The organism is Rhizobium sp. FY34, from assembly GCF_005222845.1.
GTDB lineage: Bacteria > Pseudomonadota > Alphaproteobacteria > Rhizobiales > Rhizobiaceae > Neorhizobium.
The window spans coordinates 350,497-368,383 of record NZ_STFZ01000014.1; the positions used below are offsets into that span (position 1 = coordinate 350,497).

Below are 17,887 nucleotides of genomic sequence, written 5' to 3' on the forward strand. Positions count from 1 at the left end.
TCGGATGAAACGATCCTATAATTCCCCATCTCTTCACATGTTTTAATATCGTTGCGCAGAGCCATAGCTGGACATTTTAAAAAACCAAAAGCCTGATCACTCATCAAGGGATGACGGTTGTGACAAATTCAAATGTGCTTGCTGCAGTGGGAAGCTCGATGATGAGGCGGATCCAATCCAAAGCATTGCTGGCAAGCTTCAGCCTCGCCGCAGTCGCCGGCAGTGTCATTGCCGCCGCTATCATCTATGCGCCAGAGATCAAACCGGTGGAGCGCCCGTTACCGACGAGCTTCGATCCGGGAGAGGTTGCGAAGGGTGCGCAACTGGCGAGCATTGGCGACTGCATCGTGTGCCATACCGCGGATGGAGGCAGGCCCTTTGCCGGGGCAAGGGCTCTGCCGACGCCCTTCGGCACTCTCTACTCCGACAACATCACCCCGGATGAAAAGACAGGTATCGGCAACTGGTCGTTTGCTGCTTTCAGACGCGCGATGGTTAACGGCGTGGCGAGAGACGGAAGCCATCTTTATCCGGCTCTGCCGTATGAACATTTCACGCATGTCGATGACGCCGACCTTCGGGCCATCTATGCGTTCCTGATGACGCGCCAGCCGGTGGAACAGGTCCAGCCGAAGAATGACCTTCTACCGGGCCTCGGATTTCGCCCGCTGCTTGCGGGCTGGAAGCTTCTGTTTCTGCACGAAGGTCCTTCGACGCGGGATCCCGCCCGGAGTGCCGAATGGAATCGCGGAAAGTATCTCGTGGAGGGTCTCGGCCATTGTGGGGGCTGTCACACCCCACGCAATATCCTGGGTGGGGAAGAGCGCTCGTCGGATCTGTCGGGCGGTATCGCCGAAGGCTGGATCGCGCCTGCTCTCGACAAATCCAATCCTTCCGCCGATCGGTGGGACGAGGCCTCGCTGTTTGATTACCTGACGACCGGTATTGCCGGCGGTCACAGTGCCGCCGGCGGCCCGATGGGGCCGGTTGCGGAGGGATTGTCGACGGTTAACGATGCCGATGTCCAAGCAATTGCTGTCTACATCGCCTCGCGCATGAAACCCGAGAGTGCGCTTCAGAAGGCTGCGTCCACGGTGGCAACCCTGCCACGGGATGTTGCGTCCCAGGATCCTGCGTCGTCGAAGTCGACCATTGCGCATCCCGCGACGGACACGCTTTTTGCGGGCGCCTGTGGCGGTTGCCACATGCCGGGCGCACCGATGCAGGTTACCGGACGTCCGCCGTTGTCGGCCGTGTCCGATCTGCGCATGACGAACCCGCGCAATGCCATTCAGGCGGTCCTGCAGGGCGTTGCGCCGCCCTCCGGTCGCGGCCCGGCGATGCCCGGTTTTGCCGATATCCTGACCGACCAACAAATTGCCGACCTGCTCGGCTATGCAAGGGCGCACTTCACGGATGCAAGCCCATGGCCGGATCTGACCGCCGAGGTTTCCGCCATTCGAAAGGAAGACGCAAGATGACTGTCTCGCTCATTGTCAACGGCCAGCGTCGTACTGTTTCGGCCACTCCCGATACACCACTTTTATATGTCCTGCGCGATGACCTTGAACTGAATGCCGCGAAATATGGCTGCGGCCTTGGCCAGTGCGGCGCCTGCACCGTCCATCTTGATGGTAAGGCGGTCTTCTCGTGCCTTACTCCGATCGGGGCAACGCAGGAACGGCAAGTGACGACGTTGGAGGGACTGGGTACACAGGCACAACCCGGCATCCTGCAGCAGGCCTTCATCGATGAACAGGCTGCACAATGCGGTTATTGTATTGCCGGCATGATCATGCGGGCTCAGAGCCTGCTGGACCGCAATCCAGCCCCCTCGGATGCCGAAATTCGTCGGCATATGCAACCAAATCTGTGCCGCTGCGGCACGCATCACCGGATCATCCGCGCCATCAAGCGGGCCAGCGCTGTCCTGGGCAGCCAAAACGGCAAGGGAGATGCATCATGATGCCATCCAATGCTCTAACGACTACGCGTCGCAACTTTCTGGGTGGTGCGGGTCTGCTTGTCGCGTTTTCCCTCGCCGGCCTTTCATCTGCCAGGGCCGCGGCGACTGGTGAGGCGGAACCGGAGGGGGTTGGTGCATCCTCTGCCCTGCCGGATGATCTGCAGCCCTTTCCCTATCTCGATGCCTGGATCAGGATCGACCCGGCCGGTCGGGCACAGGTCTTTACGGGCAAGGTCGAACTGGGGCAGGGCATCATGACCGCGCTGCTTCAGGTGGCCGCCGAAGAACTCGACATGCCGCCACATCTCGTTTCGATCGTGACAGGCGATACAGCCCGTACGCCGGATGAAGGGCTGACGGCGGCAAGCCATTCGATGCAATATGGCGGCACCGCCCTTCGCCTTGCGGCGGCCAATGTACGCATGCTGCTGCAGCGGGCCGCAGCACCGATGCTGGACACGGACGAGGCGGGCCTCGAGACAACGGGAGAGGGCACGATCCGCGCCCCCGATGGTCGCAGCATCGGTTATGGTGCGGTGGCCGCGACGCTCTCGTTGCATGTTCAAGCCCAGGCTGACGTCCCTTTGCGCCAGCCAGCCACCTTTCGGACCATGGGCAAGAGCCTTCCGCGTCTCGATATCCCGGGCAAGGTGACGGGCGCCGTGTCCTTTATCCAGGATATGCGCCTTCCCGGAATGCTGCATGCGCGGGTCATCCGGGCTCCGGCGGAAGGCATGACGCTGACCTTGCCCTCGCGTACCGAGATCGAGGCGATGCCGGGTCTCTATGCCTTTGTTCAGGATGGCGATTTCGCCGCCGTCGTCTGCGAACGGGAATGGGATGCGGTGCGCATCATGCGGCAATTGCTGGCCGGGCAATCCAAGCGCAAAAATGGCGCCATTCCAACAGGGACAATTGCTGACATCCTCAAGGCGCTACCGGCGCAGGACTACCCCATAGAGAAAGTTGCGCATCCAACTGCGGCGGCAACCACGCGTCTTTCCGCTCGTTACGCACGTCCCTGGTATAGCCACGGTTCCATCGGACCATCCTGTGCGATTGCTGAGATGAAGGGTGGTGAACTGACGATCTGGAGCCATAGCCAGGGTATCTTCGATGTACGACGGGTGGCGGCGAACCTCCTTGATCTGTCGGAAGACAAGGTCCATGCCATCCATGTGCAGGGTGCCGGATGTTACGGCCAGAACGGTGCAGATGATGTGGCAGCGGATGCAGCGCTCATTGCCCACGCTTTGCCAGGCCGTCCGGTCCGCCTGCAATGGATGCGCGAGCAGGAATTCGGCTGGGAGCCGCTGGGTGCGGGTATGGTGACCGAAGTCGTCGCCGAACTTGATGCAGACAACCGTATCGTCACCTGGAACTACGACGTCTGGAGCCCCCCGCACAACACGCGACCGACTTCCGCCAACGGAGTGCTGGCCGGTTGGGAGGTTACGCATGCATTTCCACCGCCGGAAAACGTGCCGATCCCGATGCCGGCGGGCGATGGCAGCCGCAATTCCAATCCTCTCTATGCGCTGCCGAACATGGATGTGAACTTTCACTTCATACCAAAGGGGCCATTCAGATCTTCCGCCATGCGCTCGCTCGGTGCGCACCTGAATGTGTTTTCGATTGAAAGCATGTTCGACGAACTGGCAAACGCAGCGGGCATCGATCCGCTGACGCTTCGGCTCGACCACATGAGCGAACCACGGGCGCGGGCCGTGATGATGGCCGGCGCTGAGGCTTTCGGTTGGCAGACACGGCGTCCCAAGGGGAAGTTTCATGGCTATGGCATGGGCTTTGCCCGTTACAAGAACCTTGGTGCTTATTGTTGCGTGTTCCTCGAAATTTCGGTTGAGCCGAACACCGGTTTCATCACGGTTCAGCGTGCACGGGCTGCTGTCGATTGCGGCGAGGTCGTTAACCCGGATGGCGTCCGCAATCAGGTCGAAGGCGGCCTTATACAGTCGCTGAGTTGGTGTACCCGCGAGGCGATCACCCATGATGCAGAGCGCCGCACCAGTTTTGATTGGAGTAGTTATCCAATCTTGCGTTTTGCAGACGTGCCGGTTGAAATCGATGTCGATGTTTTGCCGCGGCTAGGAGAACCGTTCCTCGGCGTGGCGGAGGCTTCGCAGGGTCCGACGTCTGCGGCATTGGCGAATGCACTCGCAGATGCGACCGGCGTGCGATTCCGCGAGATGCCGTTATCGCCCGAAAAGCTGAGACGCGCTCTCATAGCACTCTGAGAGCCAACCTTTCGTCGTGAGGTTTGCCTGTCCCTTCCTCTCCTAGACGAAGGTCCTCAGCAGTTTCTTATCAGGGGCGGCGCATGATCAACCTTCACCCCAGGATAGCAAGACTTGCTCAAAAATGATGCGTTTGGTGCTGGCAGATGAGGTCACACTTCGTTCGTTTTGTATGATCCTAGATTGCCTAGATAACCGATGCGCGTAAAACACGCGACCGAGGAAACAGACAGCCCGTTCTGCTTATATGGCGATTGGGCAGGTTGCTCTATCGTCCGCGGCAGCCGGTGCTGGAATCGCAGTTGCAAATAGCGGCGTCGTATAAGTACGGCGATTGCACCTTCTATGTCGGTAAAGGTATCAACATAGGAACTGTCGACACCAGCACCATTGTCGCTACCCCGCATACAATACGATATGCTCGACCCTCCGGTTTGCGGGAGCGAATGATCCTCGATACTGTCTACATTGTCTTCCACGATCCGGATTTTCCGACAACCAGGCGCGTTTTCCGCTGCTTCAGTTCTCGGCTGATAGTCAGCGGATGTGTCCTCGCTTCAACCGGACCGTCAGGCCGTTCGTGTGTTCCGCCGCCATGCCGCTGGTGTCTGGCCGGTGATGCGGCGGAAAACCCGGCAAAGATGTGGCTGGTCGGCAAAGCCGCAATCAAGGGCGATTTCGCAAAGCGGTTTATCGGTCGTTGTCATCTGGTGTTGAGCTTGGTCGACGCGCTTTCTACAGACATAGTCGTGTGGCGACGTGCCGAAGCTCATTCTGAAGGCGGCGGAGAAATAGCTGGTGCTGAGGCGGGTCATTGCGGCAAGTTCGTCGATGCCAATCCGACCGGCGTAGTTCTTCTCAATGTGGCGTCTCACCCGTTCTGATTGCCACGGTGCCAGACCGCGTATCGACTGTTCGGCGTGTTGATCAAACAGTTCAAGTCGTCCGGCGAGCGCGGATGCTCGCCTCACGAATTCCAGAGCGCTTTCCTCATCGCTCTCTACGACGGAAATGGCATGGACGAGAAGGCTGGTCAGTTGATGGTGCTGAATTTTGACAGAGCTGCCGCCGGACTGTGGTTGGTGCTTGCTGTCTTCGATCTGAAACTGAAGCGCGGACATGACGACCCCCCTTGGACCCTTGCTTATAGGGGAAATCTTCTGGCAAATTACGGCTCAGCGATATTGTACGGGAATTGATAGACGTCAGACTGCAGTGCTAGCCTCGCATACCCACGTATAGTTGCCGCAGGGCATGGGTCGGCTTTAAAACAGATCGAACATTCATAAGCGCTGGAATTCGAAGGATGTCCGTGAGCCCTCTCGTACTGGTCGTCGATGACGAGCAACTCGTCCGCAATTCCGTCGATAGCCTTTTACGTTCGGTCGGCTATCGGGTGAAATGTTACGTCACTCCACTCGACCTGTGTCAGGATAAAGAGTCCCTGAATGAAGCGGATTGTCTGGTTCTGGACGTCAGGCTTCCGTTCACCAGTGGCCTTGATTTTCAGCAGAAACTTGCGGAGATGGGCAGTGATATCCCGATCATTTTCATGACGGGACATGGCGATATTCCAATGTCCGTGCGGGCGATGAAGGCAGGTGCGGTAGACTTTTTACCAAAACCGTTTCGTGATCAGGACATGCTTGATGCGGTCGCGGCCGCCTGCTTGACCCGTGCTGCGGCCAAAGGTGAAACCAAGCTTGAGGCTGAACTCAAGCAGCGCTTTTCTTCTCTGACGCCACGTGAGCGGCAGATCATGGAAATGGCCACGAGAGGCCTCATGAACAAGCAGATCGCCGGTGAACTCGACCTCAGCGAGATTACTGTGAAGATCCATCGTGGCAAGATCATGCGCAAGATGATGGCGCGGACCTTCGCCGATCTGGTCAAGATGTCGGAAGCCATCGCGCGGACCCAAGGCACATCGGTTAGCCCATAAACGTGAGTATAATCGCGGAGAGGCCGGAATATGCTTATAATGGCGGACAGGTGAACCCGGTCCCCGACCGGAGATTGGCAGATCAAGGTGGATGCTCCCCGGCTTATTTCCGTAATCGACGATGAGGTCGAGGTTCTTCGTGCGACGAGCAGTCTCCTGAGATCCTGTGGCTTTGACGTCGCGACCTATTCCTCAGCCGAAGATTTTCTCCACTCGCAAAGCAATGGTCGCTCGGCTTGTCTCGTTTCTGATGTGCAGATGCCAGGCATGAGCGGTGTGGAACTCTACGCATTCCTGCGAGAGCGCAAGGATCCGGTGCCTATGATCTTCATCACGGCCTTCGCCGAGACTCCGGTCCGCGCGCAGATCGAGACGCATGTCTGTGTGCTTCAGAAACCTTATCAGGCCGAGGCGCTGATCGCCTGCATCGAGCGTGCGATCGATCTTGGGTTCCAGGTCTGAGTGCTTCAAGCGGTTCTCCTTTCATTCTACTCAACCCTGATCGTGCCAGACAGCATGAAAAGTTGCGGTCCGTCGGCAGCCCTTGCGCACTGAGCTCTCCCCAGAGTCCTTCCGGCAAACTTGGGCTCATTCTAACGGAGCGATTTTGCGTCGAGATCAAGTTGGGACACAATGAGCGCTTATCTGCTGATGAGGTCGCGTGGCTTGGCGCTGGTATCGGCGCAAATGCGCCCGTTCGGATTGGCGGACGCTCGATGGCCGTTCAGTATTGTCCGATGCTGGAGCATCGAACTTCACCCGTTTCACTATCGGATCGCATTCGGCAATCCAGAAACAGAGTTGATCCAGAGTTTACTGTAAGGACATCGGGTTTGATCTGGCTGGATTTGGTTCATGGCTGACGTCTCGAGGTTCGAGGCAGCCATGCTTCTTGTACGCGGTAGAAGGCGGTTCAGGTAAGATACAGACACACAAAGGCCGCCGCGGGTAAGGCGGCGGCTTGGTTGTCGGATAGGGGCTCAGCTTTTGACGAAGGCCAGGAGGTCTGGATTGATCACGTCGGCGTTGACCGTCAGCATGCCGTGCGAAAAGCCCTTGTAGACCTTCAGCGTGCCCTTCTTCAAAAGCTTGACCGAGATCTCGGCAGAAGCGGCAATCGGAACGATCTGGTCGTCGTCACCGTGCATCACGAGAGTCGGCACCGAAATATTCTTCAGATCCTCGGTCTGGTCAGTTTCAGAGAAGGCCTTGATGCCGTCGTAATGGGCCTTTGCACCGCCCATCATGCCCTGGCGCCACCAATTCTGGATCACGCCTTCATGCACGGTCGCGCCTTTCCGGTTGAAGCCGTAGAAGGGACCTGCCGGCACATCCCGGAAGAACTGGGCGCGGTTGGCGGCAAGGGCCGAACGGAAGCCGTCAAAAACCTCGATCGGCAAGCCGCCCGGATAGGCTTTCGTCTTCAGCATAATCGGCGGGATGGCGGCAACCAGGACGGCTTTCGCAACACGACCCTGCGGTTCGCCGAAGTTCGCGACATAACGAGCCACTTCGCCGCCACCGGTGGAGTGGCCGATATGGACCGCATTGCGCAGGTCGAGCTTTTCGAAAACGGCCGAGGCATCGGCGGCGTAGTGGTCGAGATCGTGACCTTCGCTCACCTGCTGTGACCGGCCATGGCCACGGCGGTCATGGGCGACGACGCGGTAGCCGTTGAGGAGGAAGAACAGCATCTGCGCGTCCCAGTCATCGGATGACAGCGGCCAGCCGTGATGGAAGACGATCGGCTGCGCATCCTTCGGACCCCAGTCCTTGTAGAAGATTTCGACGCCGTCCTTGGTGGTGACGAAGTTCTCGGTCATTGGTATCGTTCCTTCCTGTTGAAGTGCGTTGAGGGTTTCCGAGGCAAAGACCGGGAGCGTCTTTGCCAGCGAAAGGGTGGCGCCCGCGAGCAGTGCCTGCCGCCGGGACAAGAGGAATTCGTGTTTCTGATCCATCGCTATGTTCCTGCTGATTGGATGATTTGAGCTTATGGGGTGTCAGGCGTTTGCTCTTGTCGGCTAGACTGGTTTTTTGGACGTTTGAGCTCCGACATTCATCGTTGGTTCCGCTAGACGGCCCAGCACGAGCAGCCGAGTGCACCGAAAAATCCTTTGAGATCGCTGATGGGCAGGCTGGAGGTCCATGCCCCTGCATGGTCGTGGCCATGCACGCCGCAGTCGTTGGCGCAGCCGCAGGATGAGATCGCGTGGCGGCGGAGTGAGTGTTTGCCAGCCCCCTGTGGCTCGCCCCAGGCGCCGTAGCCACCAAAGGTTCTGACAGGCGACCAGTCGGGCATGGCAGGTGGAAGTGGCGGTGCGTCGATCCCGCTGAAGTCCCCGGCACCATAGACGACCTTGCCGCCGACGATGGTGAGGTCGGAGGTCAGGAAGGAAATCTCGTCCTCGGGGCAGGAGAAGTAGTCCTTGCTCGGCACGATCAAGTCGGCGAACTGGCCTTTTTCGATGCGGCCCTTGCGCCCCTCTTCATTGCTGAACCACTGGACCTTCTCGGTCCACATCCTGAGCGCCGTTTCGCGGTCCAGGCAGTTCTGCCGCGGGTAGAGGTTCATGCCGCCCACGGTCTTGCCTGTGATCATCCAGGAAAGCGAGACCCAGGGGTTGTAGGAGGCAACGCGCGTCGCATCGGTGCCGGCCGAGACGCGCAGGCCGCGATCGAGCATCTTGGCGATCGGCGGCGTTGCTTCGGCGGCACCATGGCCGTATCGCTCGATGAAATACTCACCCTGATAGGCCATGCGGTGTTGCACCGCGATGCCGCCGCCAAGGGCAGCCACGCGATCAATCGAACGATCGGATATTGTCTCCGCATGGTCGAAGAACCAGTGGATGCCATCGAGCGGCGTATCGCGATTGACCTTCTCAAAGACGTCGAGCGCCCGCGAGATCGTTTCGTCATAGGTGGCATGCATGCGCCAGGGCCAGCGGTTCTGCGCAAGCACGCGTACCACCTCTTCGAGATCGCCTTCCATCTCCGGCGGCATGTCCGGGCGCGGTTGACGGAAGTCCTCGAAATCGGCAGCGGAGAAGACCAGCATCTCACCGGCACCATTGTGACGGAAATAGTCACTGCCCTGCTTGTAGGTGACCGAGGAGGTCCAGCGGAGAAAGTCCTCCTTCTCCTCCTTCGGCTTCTGCGTGAAGAGATTGTAGGCGAGCCGGACCGTCAGCAGATCCTCGTCCGCCAGCTTCTGGATAACAGCATAGTCATCTGGATAGTTCTGGAAGCCGCCGCCGGCATCGATGACGGCGGTCACCCCCAGCCGGTTGAGCTCGCGCATGAAGTGGCGCGTTGAATTCACCTGATAGTCGAAGGGCAGCTTCGGCCCCTTGGCGAGTGTGGCATAGAGAATGCCAGCATTGGGTTTGGCAAGCAGCAGCCCGGTCGGATTGCCGGCGGCGTCGCGCGTGATCTCGCCACCCGGCGGATCTTGCGTTTCCTTGGTGAAGCCGACAGCGCGAATGGCAGCGGCATTCAGCAGCGCGCGATCGTAAAGATGCAGGAGGAAAACGGGGGTGTCCGGCGCGACCGCGTTGATCTCATCGATCGTCGGCAAGCGCTTTTCGACAAACTGGTGCTCGGTGAAACCGCCGATCACCCGCACCCATTGGGGTGCCGGCGTGACTGCCACCTGGCGCTGCAGCATGTCCATGGCATCGGCCAGCGAGCGGATGCCGTCCCAGCGCAGTTCCATGTTGAAGTTCAGCCCGCCGCGGACGACATGGGTGTGATTGTCGTTGAGGCCGGGCAGGACGCGTTTGCCGCGCAGATCGACGGTCTTGGTCTGTGGACCGGCATGTTTCATGATCTCGGCGTCGCTGCCAACGGCCAGAAACTTGCCGTCCTTGATCGCAATCGCCGTCGCCGATGGGTTGGAGCGGTCAAGCGTGGTCACGAGTCCGTGGTAGAGGATGAGGTCGGCATCCATCACAGTGTTCCTTCTGAAGTGGGAGGGCATCGGTACTCGGGCGAGAAGCTCAGCTCGCCCGGTCCTGCGGCCTGCGCGTGTCGCTGAGGTCGGACGTGGTCCGCGATTCGAACGGTCTCGGAAGCGACGTCGTGATCGGCTGCCGGACGAGAGCGGCTTTGGCGAGCGGCACGATCTGTTCGCCGAGGAGGATTCCAAGCAGGCCGATCAGGGCAATGACCGGCGGGGCAGGGGAGCGCACGTTGAGGACGCCGTAGATCACGCCGACGAGCAGCCCGGCTGCGAGTGAGATGAGGTAGAGTTTCATCACCGTTTCCTTTCGGCGTGAGATCGAATGCATGTCGTGGAGCTGCGCACGTGTCGTCCACCTACGCCTAGCGCGGGAGGGGAGCCGCGCCAGGCGTGGTTGGTCGTTCCGGTTGGGAGGCGGCACGCGGAACGACCGGCGGTGACGGGGTCAGTGGCCTTCGGCTGCGTTGAACATCGTCTTGGCGTAGGTGACGCCGAGGCCATAGGCGCCGCCGAGCTTCTTCGCGATGCCGGTGGTCGCCTCGTAGGTCTCAGCCCGAGCCCAGTCACGCTGCAGTTCGAGCAGATACTGGAGCGAGGTCATCGGCTGGGCACCTGCCTGCACCATGCGGTCCATGGCGCGGTCATGCGCTTCCGTGCTGACATCACCGCAGGCATCGGCGATCACATAGACCTCGAAGCCCTGGTCGAGGGCCGAAAGGGCTGGGCCGACGATGCATACGCTCGTCCATAGGCCGCAAAGCACGATCCGCTTCTTGGCGATCCGGTTGACGTCGGCGATCACGGCCGCGTCTTCCCAGGTGTTCATCGACGTGCGGTCGAGCATCGCCTGGCCGGTGAAAGTGCTTGTGATCTCTTCGAACATCGGGCCGGAGAAGCTCTTCTCGGCAACGGTGGTCAGGATGGTCGAGACGTTGAAGGTCTTCGCGGCATTGGCAACAAGCGCTGCATTGTTGCGCAGGTTCACGGCATCGATGCTTTTGGTCGCAAAGGCCATCTGCGACTGGAAGTCGATCATGATCAGGGTGTGATCGGCGGCGTTCAGAAGTTTCGCGCCAGGGGCGGCTTTGGCTTGAATGGTCATTGTTTGTTTCCTCGGTGCTTTGGAGAAGCAGTGACGAGGAGAAAATGCCACGAGGGGCCAACCGTCTCTTGTCGGTTACTCAGCCGATTTGGACGTTTCGCTGATCTCTAGCCGTTCGTACCTTCTGCCCAGGACCGGGAGCGCGTTTAGCCCCTGTGCCTGCGATAGTCGCCGGGGGACATACCGGTATGTCGCCGGAACGCACGCCCGAAGGCTGCTTGCGAGGAAAAACGGCAACGGAAGGCGACTTCCGAAAGTGAGAGGGTCGGATCATCCAGGAGTTTCCGCCCCAGCAGCAGCCGCCGATTGGCCACATAATCCGAGGGCGATTGTCCGAGCGCCGCCTTGAAGGACCGGGCAAAATGATAGCGGCTGAGGCAGGCGACTTCAGCAAGCTCTGCAACAGTCAGATCAGCTTCCAGATTTTCCTCGACATAGTCGATGACCCTGTTTCGTCTCGCCGGGCTCAAGGCGCCGTTCACATCGGCCGACGTTCCTATCAGACTGTTTCCCGAATACCGTGACAGGAGATGCAGAGTGAGCGTCATGGAGAGCTGCTCGATGAGCAAGTCCCCCGCTGCCGTTTCATGGCGCATTTCCTGAAGGACGCGGACACAGATCTGCCGAACGAACTCATCAGCCACGTCGGCCAGATAGGCGATGTCGCCTGATGCGACAGGCTGCGATGTCAATTCGCCGACCGTGGCAAACTGGTGCTCGGGGAGATAGAGATGCAGGATCTCGGGCAGCGCCTCGGTAATGCGGATGGAATCTTCCTGGACCCCGATCGGGCAGAACCAGAGCGTGCCGCTGCGGACCGCCGTCGACTGAGATCGACCGTCACCTCGGCGGTGTACGAAGCCTGAGGGCGTACCTTGGAGCGCAAGGGTTATTTCCATCTGGGTACTGCAAATGTCGGGTATCTCGCAGGCTGGATGCGCACGTACTTCCGCGCCCAGATTACGCCACCGCCGATCCACAGAAGAGTTGATGACACCCGCTTGAGGGAACTTGAGAATGCCATGATCGTGTAGTGACGACATGCGCCTTTGCCCCTCTGTAAGCAATTATCATAATACTCCGATTTGCCGTCAGCAATGCCAGGTTTTCGCATTCGCAGCAAACTCGGCCTGAATGACAGCACGTGGGGCAAAGACAGTCTTGGCTCGTCGATGCTACGAGCGTAACATGGGCAACCAAATCGGGTTATAACCATGCTCCACGTAGACCAGAGATAGCGGAATGTTCGATCGAGCGTGGCTTCGAGCCTGCAATCAAACTCTTGTCTGGCAGTCTGCCGGATCGAGCTTCTATCGCCTGTCGCAAGACGAAGGTGGATGGGATGCGCTCTTTCTTCCCCGATCCAGGGAACCTGTGCGATCGGCTCAGGCCGACCTGCGTCTGCGCCGCTATGCGAATGCCGAGATCTGGCTCGATAGCCCTGCCGCGATTCTGGAAGAAGACGAACTCCGGGTCCTCGTCTTCGATACCGCAAGTATCGTCCTCGGATTGTTGTCGCCTTCGCCCGTTCCGCTGCAAGAATTCCTGCCACGGGCGCTATCCATGGTTCGTGCGCTTGCCGCAGCCCATGCGGATGGCGCACCGCTCGGCTCTCTGCATCCGGTCGATTTTACCATCGATCAAAAGGGTACTGTCCGTTTGCGAGCGATGCCCGTCACGGACACCGCCCAGACACTCGGCGTGATCGACGAGATCATCTACCGGGCGCCCGAGCAGTTGAGACCGGTTGCACCGCAATGCGACAGCAGGAGTGACCTGTACGCACTCGGCATGATCCTCTTCAGGCATTTGACAGGCATCTTCCCGCTGGCTGCTAACTCGCCGGTCGAATGGCGTCATGCGCATCTTGCGCTGACACCCATGGATGCAAGCAGCATGTTCGCAGATCTGCCGCCGGTGATTGGGCAGATCCTCAAGCGTCTGCTCGCGAAAGAACCGGCCGCACGCTACCAGTCAGCCCTGGCACTGGAGCTTGACCTCGCGCGCTGCGATCAGGAATGGCGCGAGAACGGCTCGATCAGTGAATTCGAGATCGGACGCGTCGACGCGCCTTTCGCACAGCTCTGGACCTCTGCACTCTTCGGCCGTGGCGACGAGGAACAGATCCTCGGCACTGTGCTCGATCGGTTCCTGGGCCATGGCAGGCCGTCGATGATATCGGTGCATGGCCAGCCGGGTGTTGGCAAGTCGAGTCTCATCCAGAGTCTCGCTAAGATCGCCGGTGGAAGGGCCCTGTTCATACAGGGCAAGAGCGATCAGCATCAGTCGGAAGTCCCTTATGGTCCCATCGTGCAGGCCATTAGCGCCTTCATCGACGAAGCCGTGCGCGCTGATCATGCGACCCTCGCATCTCTTCGAAAAGCGCTCGCCCGCGAGCTTCAGGGAAATGCGTCGTTGCTGGTTGACCTCTTGCCAGCCGCGGAAATTCTCACCGGTCCCCAAGCGAGCCGGATCGAGATACCTGGTCCGATGGTCCAACTTCGCTTGCAGCGGGCATTGCGCACGGTGCTGTCAGTCGCTGCAGCGACGATCAGCCCCATGGTCCTGTTTCTCGACGATATACAATGGGCTGATGAAGCGACCCGTTCCTTCCTGTCGGTCTTGGTCAGCGAGCCAGTCACCGGTCTGCTTTTGATCGTCGCCCGACGCGATCAGTCTGGCGAAGCGCAAGCCCTGTCCGACCGCTTGATGGCAGATGCACGCGTCTCGATGGCTGAGCTGGCAGAACTCTACCTGCGCCCACTGTCGCTCCAATCCACCCGGCAGATGCTCGAAACGATCTTTTCGGATGCCCCGGACGGTCTCTCGGATCTGGCCGAAACGCTGCATGAGAAGACAGGAGGAAATCCCTTCTACCTCAGAAGACTGCTGCAGGCACTGGTCCAGGACGGCGTCGTATACTTCTCGCCGGGTGACAAGGCCTGGCTGTGCCGGGTTGAAGATGTGGCACGTTATCCGGCGAGCGAAAACATTGTCTCCTTCGTTACGGCCCGTCTCGAAAAGGAGGGCCCGGAGGCACTCGGTCTGCTGCAGACCATGGCCTGCATAGGCCCGGAAGCTGAAAAGGCAGTGCTTGCCAGCGCGCTTGGCCTGTCCGAAGAAAACCTTCTGCAACTTGCCGCCCGTCTGGCGCGTTCGGGTTTCGTCGTGCTGTCGCCTGCGAAACTCAGCTTCGCCCATGACCGTATCCAGGAGGCCGCCTATTCGCTGATGGAGGAGGCGATAAGACGCGATCGCCATCGTCATCTGGTCGACGTGATGATGTCGATGTGGGACAGTGGCACCAATGCTGCCGCCTTCGCCATTGCCAGTCAGATCGAGCAATGTCGAGCCGAAGATCTGCCGCTTGAAAAGCGCAAGTTGTTCATAGAGGCGCTTCTGGCCGCACTCGCTCATGCAAGGCGTTCCGCAGCCTTTGGTCAGGCGGTCCGATACGGCGAGACGGCGGTGAAGTTGGTCCGGAACGACCTTTGGGGAGACGATTACGGGCTTTCGTTCCGCACGCATACTCACTTGTGTGAGGCTCTGCTGGGATCAGCCTCGCTCGAAGCAGCAGAACGCCGGCTCAACGAACTGCTGCAATATGCGCGGTCCGCACTCGACAGAAGTGCCGTCTTCCGCCTTCGCGCCAACCTGTTGACACTGAAATCCGACTATGATGGCGCAATCGACGAGGCGTTGCTGGGTCTCGACGAACTTGGCGTGCAGCTCGCACGCGGGTCGAGCGAAGTGGAACAGGATGAGGCTTATCGCGCCATCCGGCGACGACTGGACGGGAGGCAGATTTCCGATCTCGAACACATACCTCTCATGGAGGATCCGCGCATCCGGGCCGCCATGTCCCTGCTTGCGCCGCTGATCTCATCGGTTTTCACGACGGATGGCCTCCGCTTCCTGCATCTTGCCAAGATGGTCGAACTCACACTCGATCATGGGGCAAGCCCGGAATCCACCCATGGCCTCGCCTGGTTCGGCGCCATGATCTCCGACAAATACGACGCTTATGCCGACGGTCTGAGCTTCAGTCTCGCCGCTCGCGCAATTCTCGACAAATACGGCTTCGAGGAGCATCGGACCTCGGTCCTGCTTGCCGTTGATCAGGTCTCCCCTTGGACCCGCTCGATGCCCTACGCCCTGGAACGCGTGCGCGAAGCCCTCGATGCTGCCCATGCGGCCGGGGATGTTGGCTGGATGTGTTACGCACGCAACCACCTGGTTTCCGATCTCATTGCCATGGGTGAGGAGATCCCAAAGATCCGGCGAGAGGCAGAGGAGTCGATCGCTGTTACCCGGCGCTTTGGTTACACCGACATCGAGCATATTCTGGCAGCACAGCTCCGTCTGGTCGTCGATCTCGCCGAGGGGCAGGGCTCTGTCCAGTCGTCAGAAGGCCTTGCGCAGACGGCACCTGTGGTTTCGCCGACGACGGCTTTCTGGGTTGCCTTCTATGAAGGCACCTCGCTTTACTACAACGGAGCCTATGGTGACGCGGTCGAGAAACTGCTCGCCGCCGACGCATTGAGCATCTTCCTGCTTGCCCATATTGATACGGGTTTTTGCAAGTTCTATCTCGGCCTCGCTCTTGCCGCCCGTGGACGAGACGCATGCGCCGACAAACCCGACGATCCCCGTCTCGATGAAGTCCGCTCCCGTCTGGCGCTCTGGGCAGACCTCAATCCCTTGAACTTTGCCGACAAGCTCCTGCTCCTCGATGCCGAGATCGCCCGCAGAAACAGAAATTACGCCGAAGCCCTTGTCCTCTACGAGAAAGCCGCGGCCGCTGCGCGATCCTCCCGCTTCGAGCATGAGCACGCGCTGGCGCTAGAGCGTGCGGGGGGCTGTTGCCTGGAAATGGGCAATCGCATCAGTGCCAACGCCTATCTGTCGCTTGCGTCGGAAGCCTATGAGCGCTGGGGCGCAGGACGCAAGGCAAGAGGCCTGAGGACATCTTTTGCTGTCGATTCAGAGCGGCATCCGTCTGCCGCTTCTGGCCTTGCCTCGGCCGGCGACCTTGAGACAGTCCTTGGTACCTCGCTTGCGCTCTCGGAAGAGATCGTTCTCGACCGGGTGATAGAAACCCTGATGACGCGAATGCTGGTTCATGCCGGAGCTAATCGCGGGCTGCTGCTGAAAATCGCCGAGGGCAAGCTGGAGGCAGAGGCGTCCGCTTGGACCGAAGGTGGCAGTGTCCGCGTCAGCACCATAAATCCGGATCGCTATGGCCTCAGCCCACCCTATTCGGTGATCGACCGCGCTCTTCAGACGCGAACCCCTTTCGTTATTTCCGGCTCTGATTTCGGGGCGTGGGCGGCTGACAAGCAATCCGCAACGGGTCGCTCGATCCTCTGCGTGCCGCTGCTGCGCCGTGGCGAACTAACCGGTCTGCTCTGCCTTCAGAACGACTATCTTGAAGGTGTCTTTGCCGCTGACACCGTGGCACTCCTCAAGCTCCTGGCCTCGCAGGCGGCAATTTCGCTGGAGAACGCCAGGCTTTATACCAAGCTGCTGCAGGAAAACGAGCTGCGCGCGCGAAGCGAGCAGGCACTGGCAGGTGCCAGGGCCGAACTTGAGAAAAACGCCCGCCTCACCTTGCTGGGCGGGATTGCCGCATCGGTGACACATGAACTGGGCCAGCCGCTTGCCGCAATCGCCTCCAATGCCGGGGCAGGCTTGCGCTGGCTGAAACGTGGCGAACCTGACATCGCAGAAACACTTAGCGCACTGACGGAGATAGAGACCAGCGTGTCGCGCGCGCATGACATTATCCGCGCCCTGCGGGCACTGTCAAAACAGGCCCCCTCCGTTCAAGAGCCCGTCGTCGTGGATGAGGTAATTACCGAAGTCCTGCGCATTTCCAGATCCGAGATCGATAGCCAGAAGACGGAAGTCGCTCTTGATCTCATGGCCTCGGAGGTTACGGTTCTCGGTGATGCCACACAGCTTAAGCAGGTGGTTCTGAACCTGCTTCAGAACGGGATGGATGCCATGGACGATCTTCCGGCATCCCGGCGGAGGATCGAGATCATGTCGAGAAAGACCGACACAGATATCGTGGTGACCATCCGCGACTTCGGCAGCGGGATTCCGGCCGAACTCGCCTCTCAGATCTTCGAACCTATGTTCACGACGAAATCTTCCGGAATGGGAATGGGGCTTGCAATTTGCAAGTCTATAGTCGAGGCACATAGCGGTTCGTTGATTGCCACTAGCGAAGAGGTCGGAACCCGGTTTACGTTTTCTATTCCGCTAAAATCGGGACCTGGTCGATGAGCCTTTGCGATGAGAGTTTTCACAGCTTACTCCAACCCACGACGTGTCTATCGTCTTCAGCAATTGAGGTTTTGGCTGGCCATAGTGTGCGAACAATGCGCTACTCTGCGATTGGGTCATCGTGCTCGCAAACGCTCTGCTGAAAAGCGGCCGAAAATGGACATCAAAACCCGCTTGATAAAAACGGATACTCTAATGTCTATTCTGAAACGTAAGCGCTCGCGTAAAATACATCCCCTCAGTGTCTGAATAGGGAAAGCTGCATCCGTCGCTTTGTTGTGAACGACAACGGAATAATTCGCTGGAACGGAATTTACGCTTACTGTCAAAATATACCCGACGCGTAGAATGTTGCTGGTTCAGATGGCGG

Annotated in this window: 12 protein-coding genes; 6 read left to right on the forward strand and 6 right to left on the reverse strand. The window is 59.3% G+C overall.

The features are described 5' to 3' along the window. The first annotated feature begins 161 nt into the window (after positions 1–161). From E8M77_RS12555 to E8M77_RS12565, 3 genes are read left to right on the forward strand one after another with little or no spacing between them, the layout of a single operon-like run. The gene (locus E8M77_RS12555) at positions 162–1,481 is read left to right on the forward strand and encodes a cytochrome c (RefSeq protein ID WP_246659235.1); all 1,320 of its coding nucleotides are present in this window, start codon (positions 162–164) and stop codon (positions 1,479–1,481) included. Next, positions 1,478–1,966 (forward strand): (2Fe-2S)-binding protein, encoded by a 489-nt coding sequence (locus tag E8M77_RS12560; protein ID WP_137130962.1) that lies wholly within the window; start codon positions 1,478–1,480, stop codon positions 1,964–1,966. Before E8M77_RS12555 ends, E8M77_RS12560 begins: the two co-directional genes overlap by 4 nt. Continuing rightward, positions 1,963–4,221, forward strand: a complete 2,259-nt coding sequence (locus E8M77_RS12565; RefSeq protein WP_137130963.1) for a molybdopterin cofactor-binding domain-containing protein — start codon at positions 1,963–1,965, stop codon at positions 4,219–4,221. Before E8M77_RS12560 ends, E8M77_RS12565 begins: the two co-directional genes overlap by 4 nt. Before the next feature lie 569 nt (positions 4,222–4,790). On the opposite strand, the gene E8M77_RS12570 is transcribed toward E8M77_RS12565, so the two are convergent. After that, positions 4,791–5,342: an AraC family transcriptional regulator gene (locus tag E8M77_RS12570; RefSeq protein WP_137130964.1), complete on the reverse strand. Its 552-nt coding sequence runs from the start codon at positions 5,340–5,342 to the stop codon at positions 4,791–4,793. A 185-nt stretch (positions 5,343–5,527) separates the two neighbouring features. Here E8M77_RS12570 and E8M77_RS12575 point away from each other — a divergent pair, with 185 nt between their 5' ends. Next, entirely contained in the window at positions 5,528–6,163 is a 636-nt protein-coding gene (locus E8M77_RS12575; protein ID WP_137130965.1) for a response regulator, read from the forward strand. Positions 6,164–6,250: 87 nt separating this feature from the next. Then, complete coding sequence (locus E8M77_RS12580) at positions 6,251–6,625, forward strand: response regulator (RefSeq protein ID WP_137130966.1); 375 nt, start codon at positions 6,251–6,253, stop codon at positions 6,623–6,625. 518 nt (positions 6,626–7,143) lie between these two features. Here the strand turns inward: E8M77_RS12580 and E8M77_RS12585 are convergent. The 5 genes from E8M77_RS12585 to E8M77_RS12605 form a co-directional block, all read right to left on the reverse strand. Next, on the reverse strand, positions 7,144–8,121 hold the full coding sequence (locus tag E8M77_RS12585) for an alpha/beta hydrolase (protein ID WP_137130967.1): 978 nt from the start codon (positions 8,119–8,121) through the stop codon (positions 7,144–7,146). A gap of 113 nt (positions 8,122–8,234) precedes the next feature. Then, a complete protein-coding gene (locus E8M77_RS12590; protein ID WP_137130968.1) occupies positions 8,235–10,112 on the reverse strand; it encodes an amidohydrolase in 1,878 nt (625 codons plus the stop codon). Between the two features lie 49 nt (positions 10,113–10,161). Next, positions 10,162–10,419: a DUF1427 family protein gene (locus tag E8M77_RS12595; protein WP_137130969.1), complete on the reverse strand. Its 258-nt coding sequence runs from the start codon at positions 10,417–10,419 to the stop codon at positions 10,162–10,164. Between the two features lie 150 nt (positions 10,420–10,569). Next, positions 10,570–11,226, reverse strand: a complete 657-nt coding sequence (locus tag E8M77_RS12600) for a hydrolase (protein ID WP_137130970.1) — start codon at positions 11,224–11,226, stop codon at positions 10,570–10,572. 146 nt (positions 11,227–11,372) lie between these two features. Continuing rightward, the gene (locus tag E8M77_RS12605; RefSeq protein ID WP_246659236.1) at positions 11,373–12,125 is read right to left on the reverse strand and encodes an AraC family transcriptional regulator; all 753 of its coding nucleotides are present in this window, start codon (positions 12,123–12,125) and stop codon (positions 11,373–11,375) included. A gap of 475 nt (positions 12,126–12,600) precedes the next feature. Here E8M77_RS12605 and E8M77_RS12610 point away from each other — a divergent pair, with 475 nt between their 5' ends. Continuing rightward, positions 12,601–17,517 (forward strand): ATP-binding sensor histidine kinase, encoded by a 4,917-nt coding sequence (locus E8M77_RS12610; protein WP_170975840.1) that lies wholly within the window; start codon positions 12,601–12,603, stop codon positions 17,515–17,517. The last annotated feature ends 370 nt before the right edge of the window (positions 17,518–17,887 follow it).

Coding starts and splice junctions, on each gene's coding strand:
- E8M77_RS12560 (WP_137130962.1), top strand. CDS start 1,478: ATGACTGTCTCGCTCATTGTCAACGGCCAGCGTCGTACTGTTTCGGCC.
- E8M77_RS12595 (WP_137130969.1), bottom strand. CDS start 10,419: ATGAAACTCTACCTCATCTCACTCGCAGCCGGGCTGCTCGTCGGCGTG.
- E8M77_RS12565 (WP_137130963.1), top strand. CDS start 1,963: ATGATGCCATCCAATGCTCTAACGACTACGCGTCGCAACTTTCTGGGT.
- E8M77_RS12555 (WP_246659235.1), top strand. CDS start 162: ATGAGGCGGATCCAATCCAAAGCATTGCTGGCAAGCTTCAGCCTCGCC.
- E8M77_RS12600 (WP_137130970.1), bottom strand. CDS start 11,226: ATGACCATTCAAGCCAAAGCCGCCCCTGGCGCGAAACTTCTGAACGCC.
- E8M77_RS12585 (WP_137130967.1), bottom strand. CDS start 8,121: ATGGATCAGAAACACGAATTCCTCTTGTCCCGGCGGCAGGCACTGCTC.
- E8M77_RS12575 (WP_137130965.1), top strand. CDS start 5,528: ATGTCCGTGAGCCCTCTCGTACTGGTCGTCGATGACGAGCAACTCGTC.
- E8M77_RS12570 (WP_137130964.1), bottom strand. CDS start 5,342: ATGTCCGCGCTTCAGTTTCAGATCGAAGACAGCAAGCACCAACCACAG.
- E8M77_RS12590 (WP_137130968.1), bottom strand. CDS start 10,112: ATGGATGCCGACCTCATCCTCTACCACGGACTCGTGACCACGCTTGAC.
- E8M77_RS12605 (WP_246659236.1), bottom strand. CDS start 12,125: ATGGAAATAACCCTTGCGCTCCAAGGTACGCCCTCAGGCTTCGTACAC.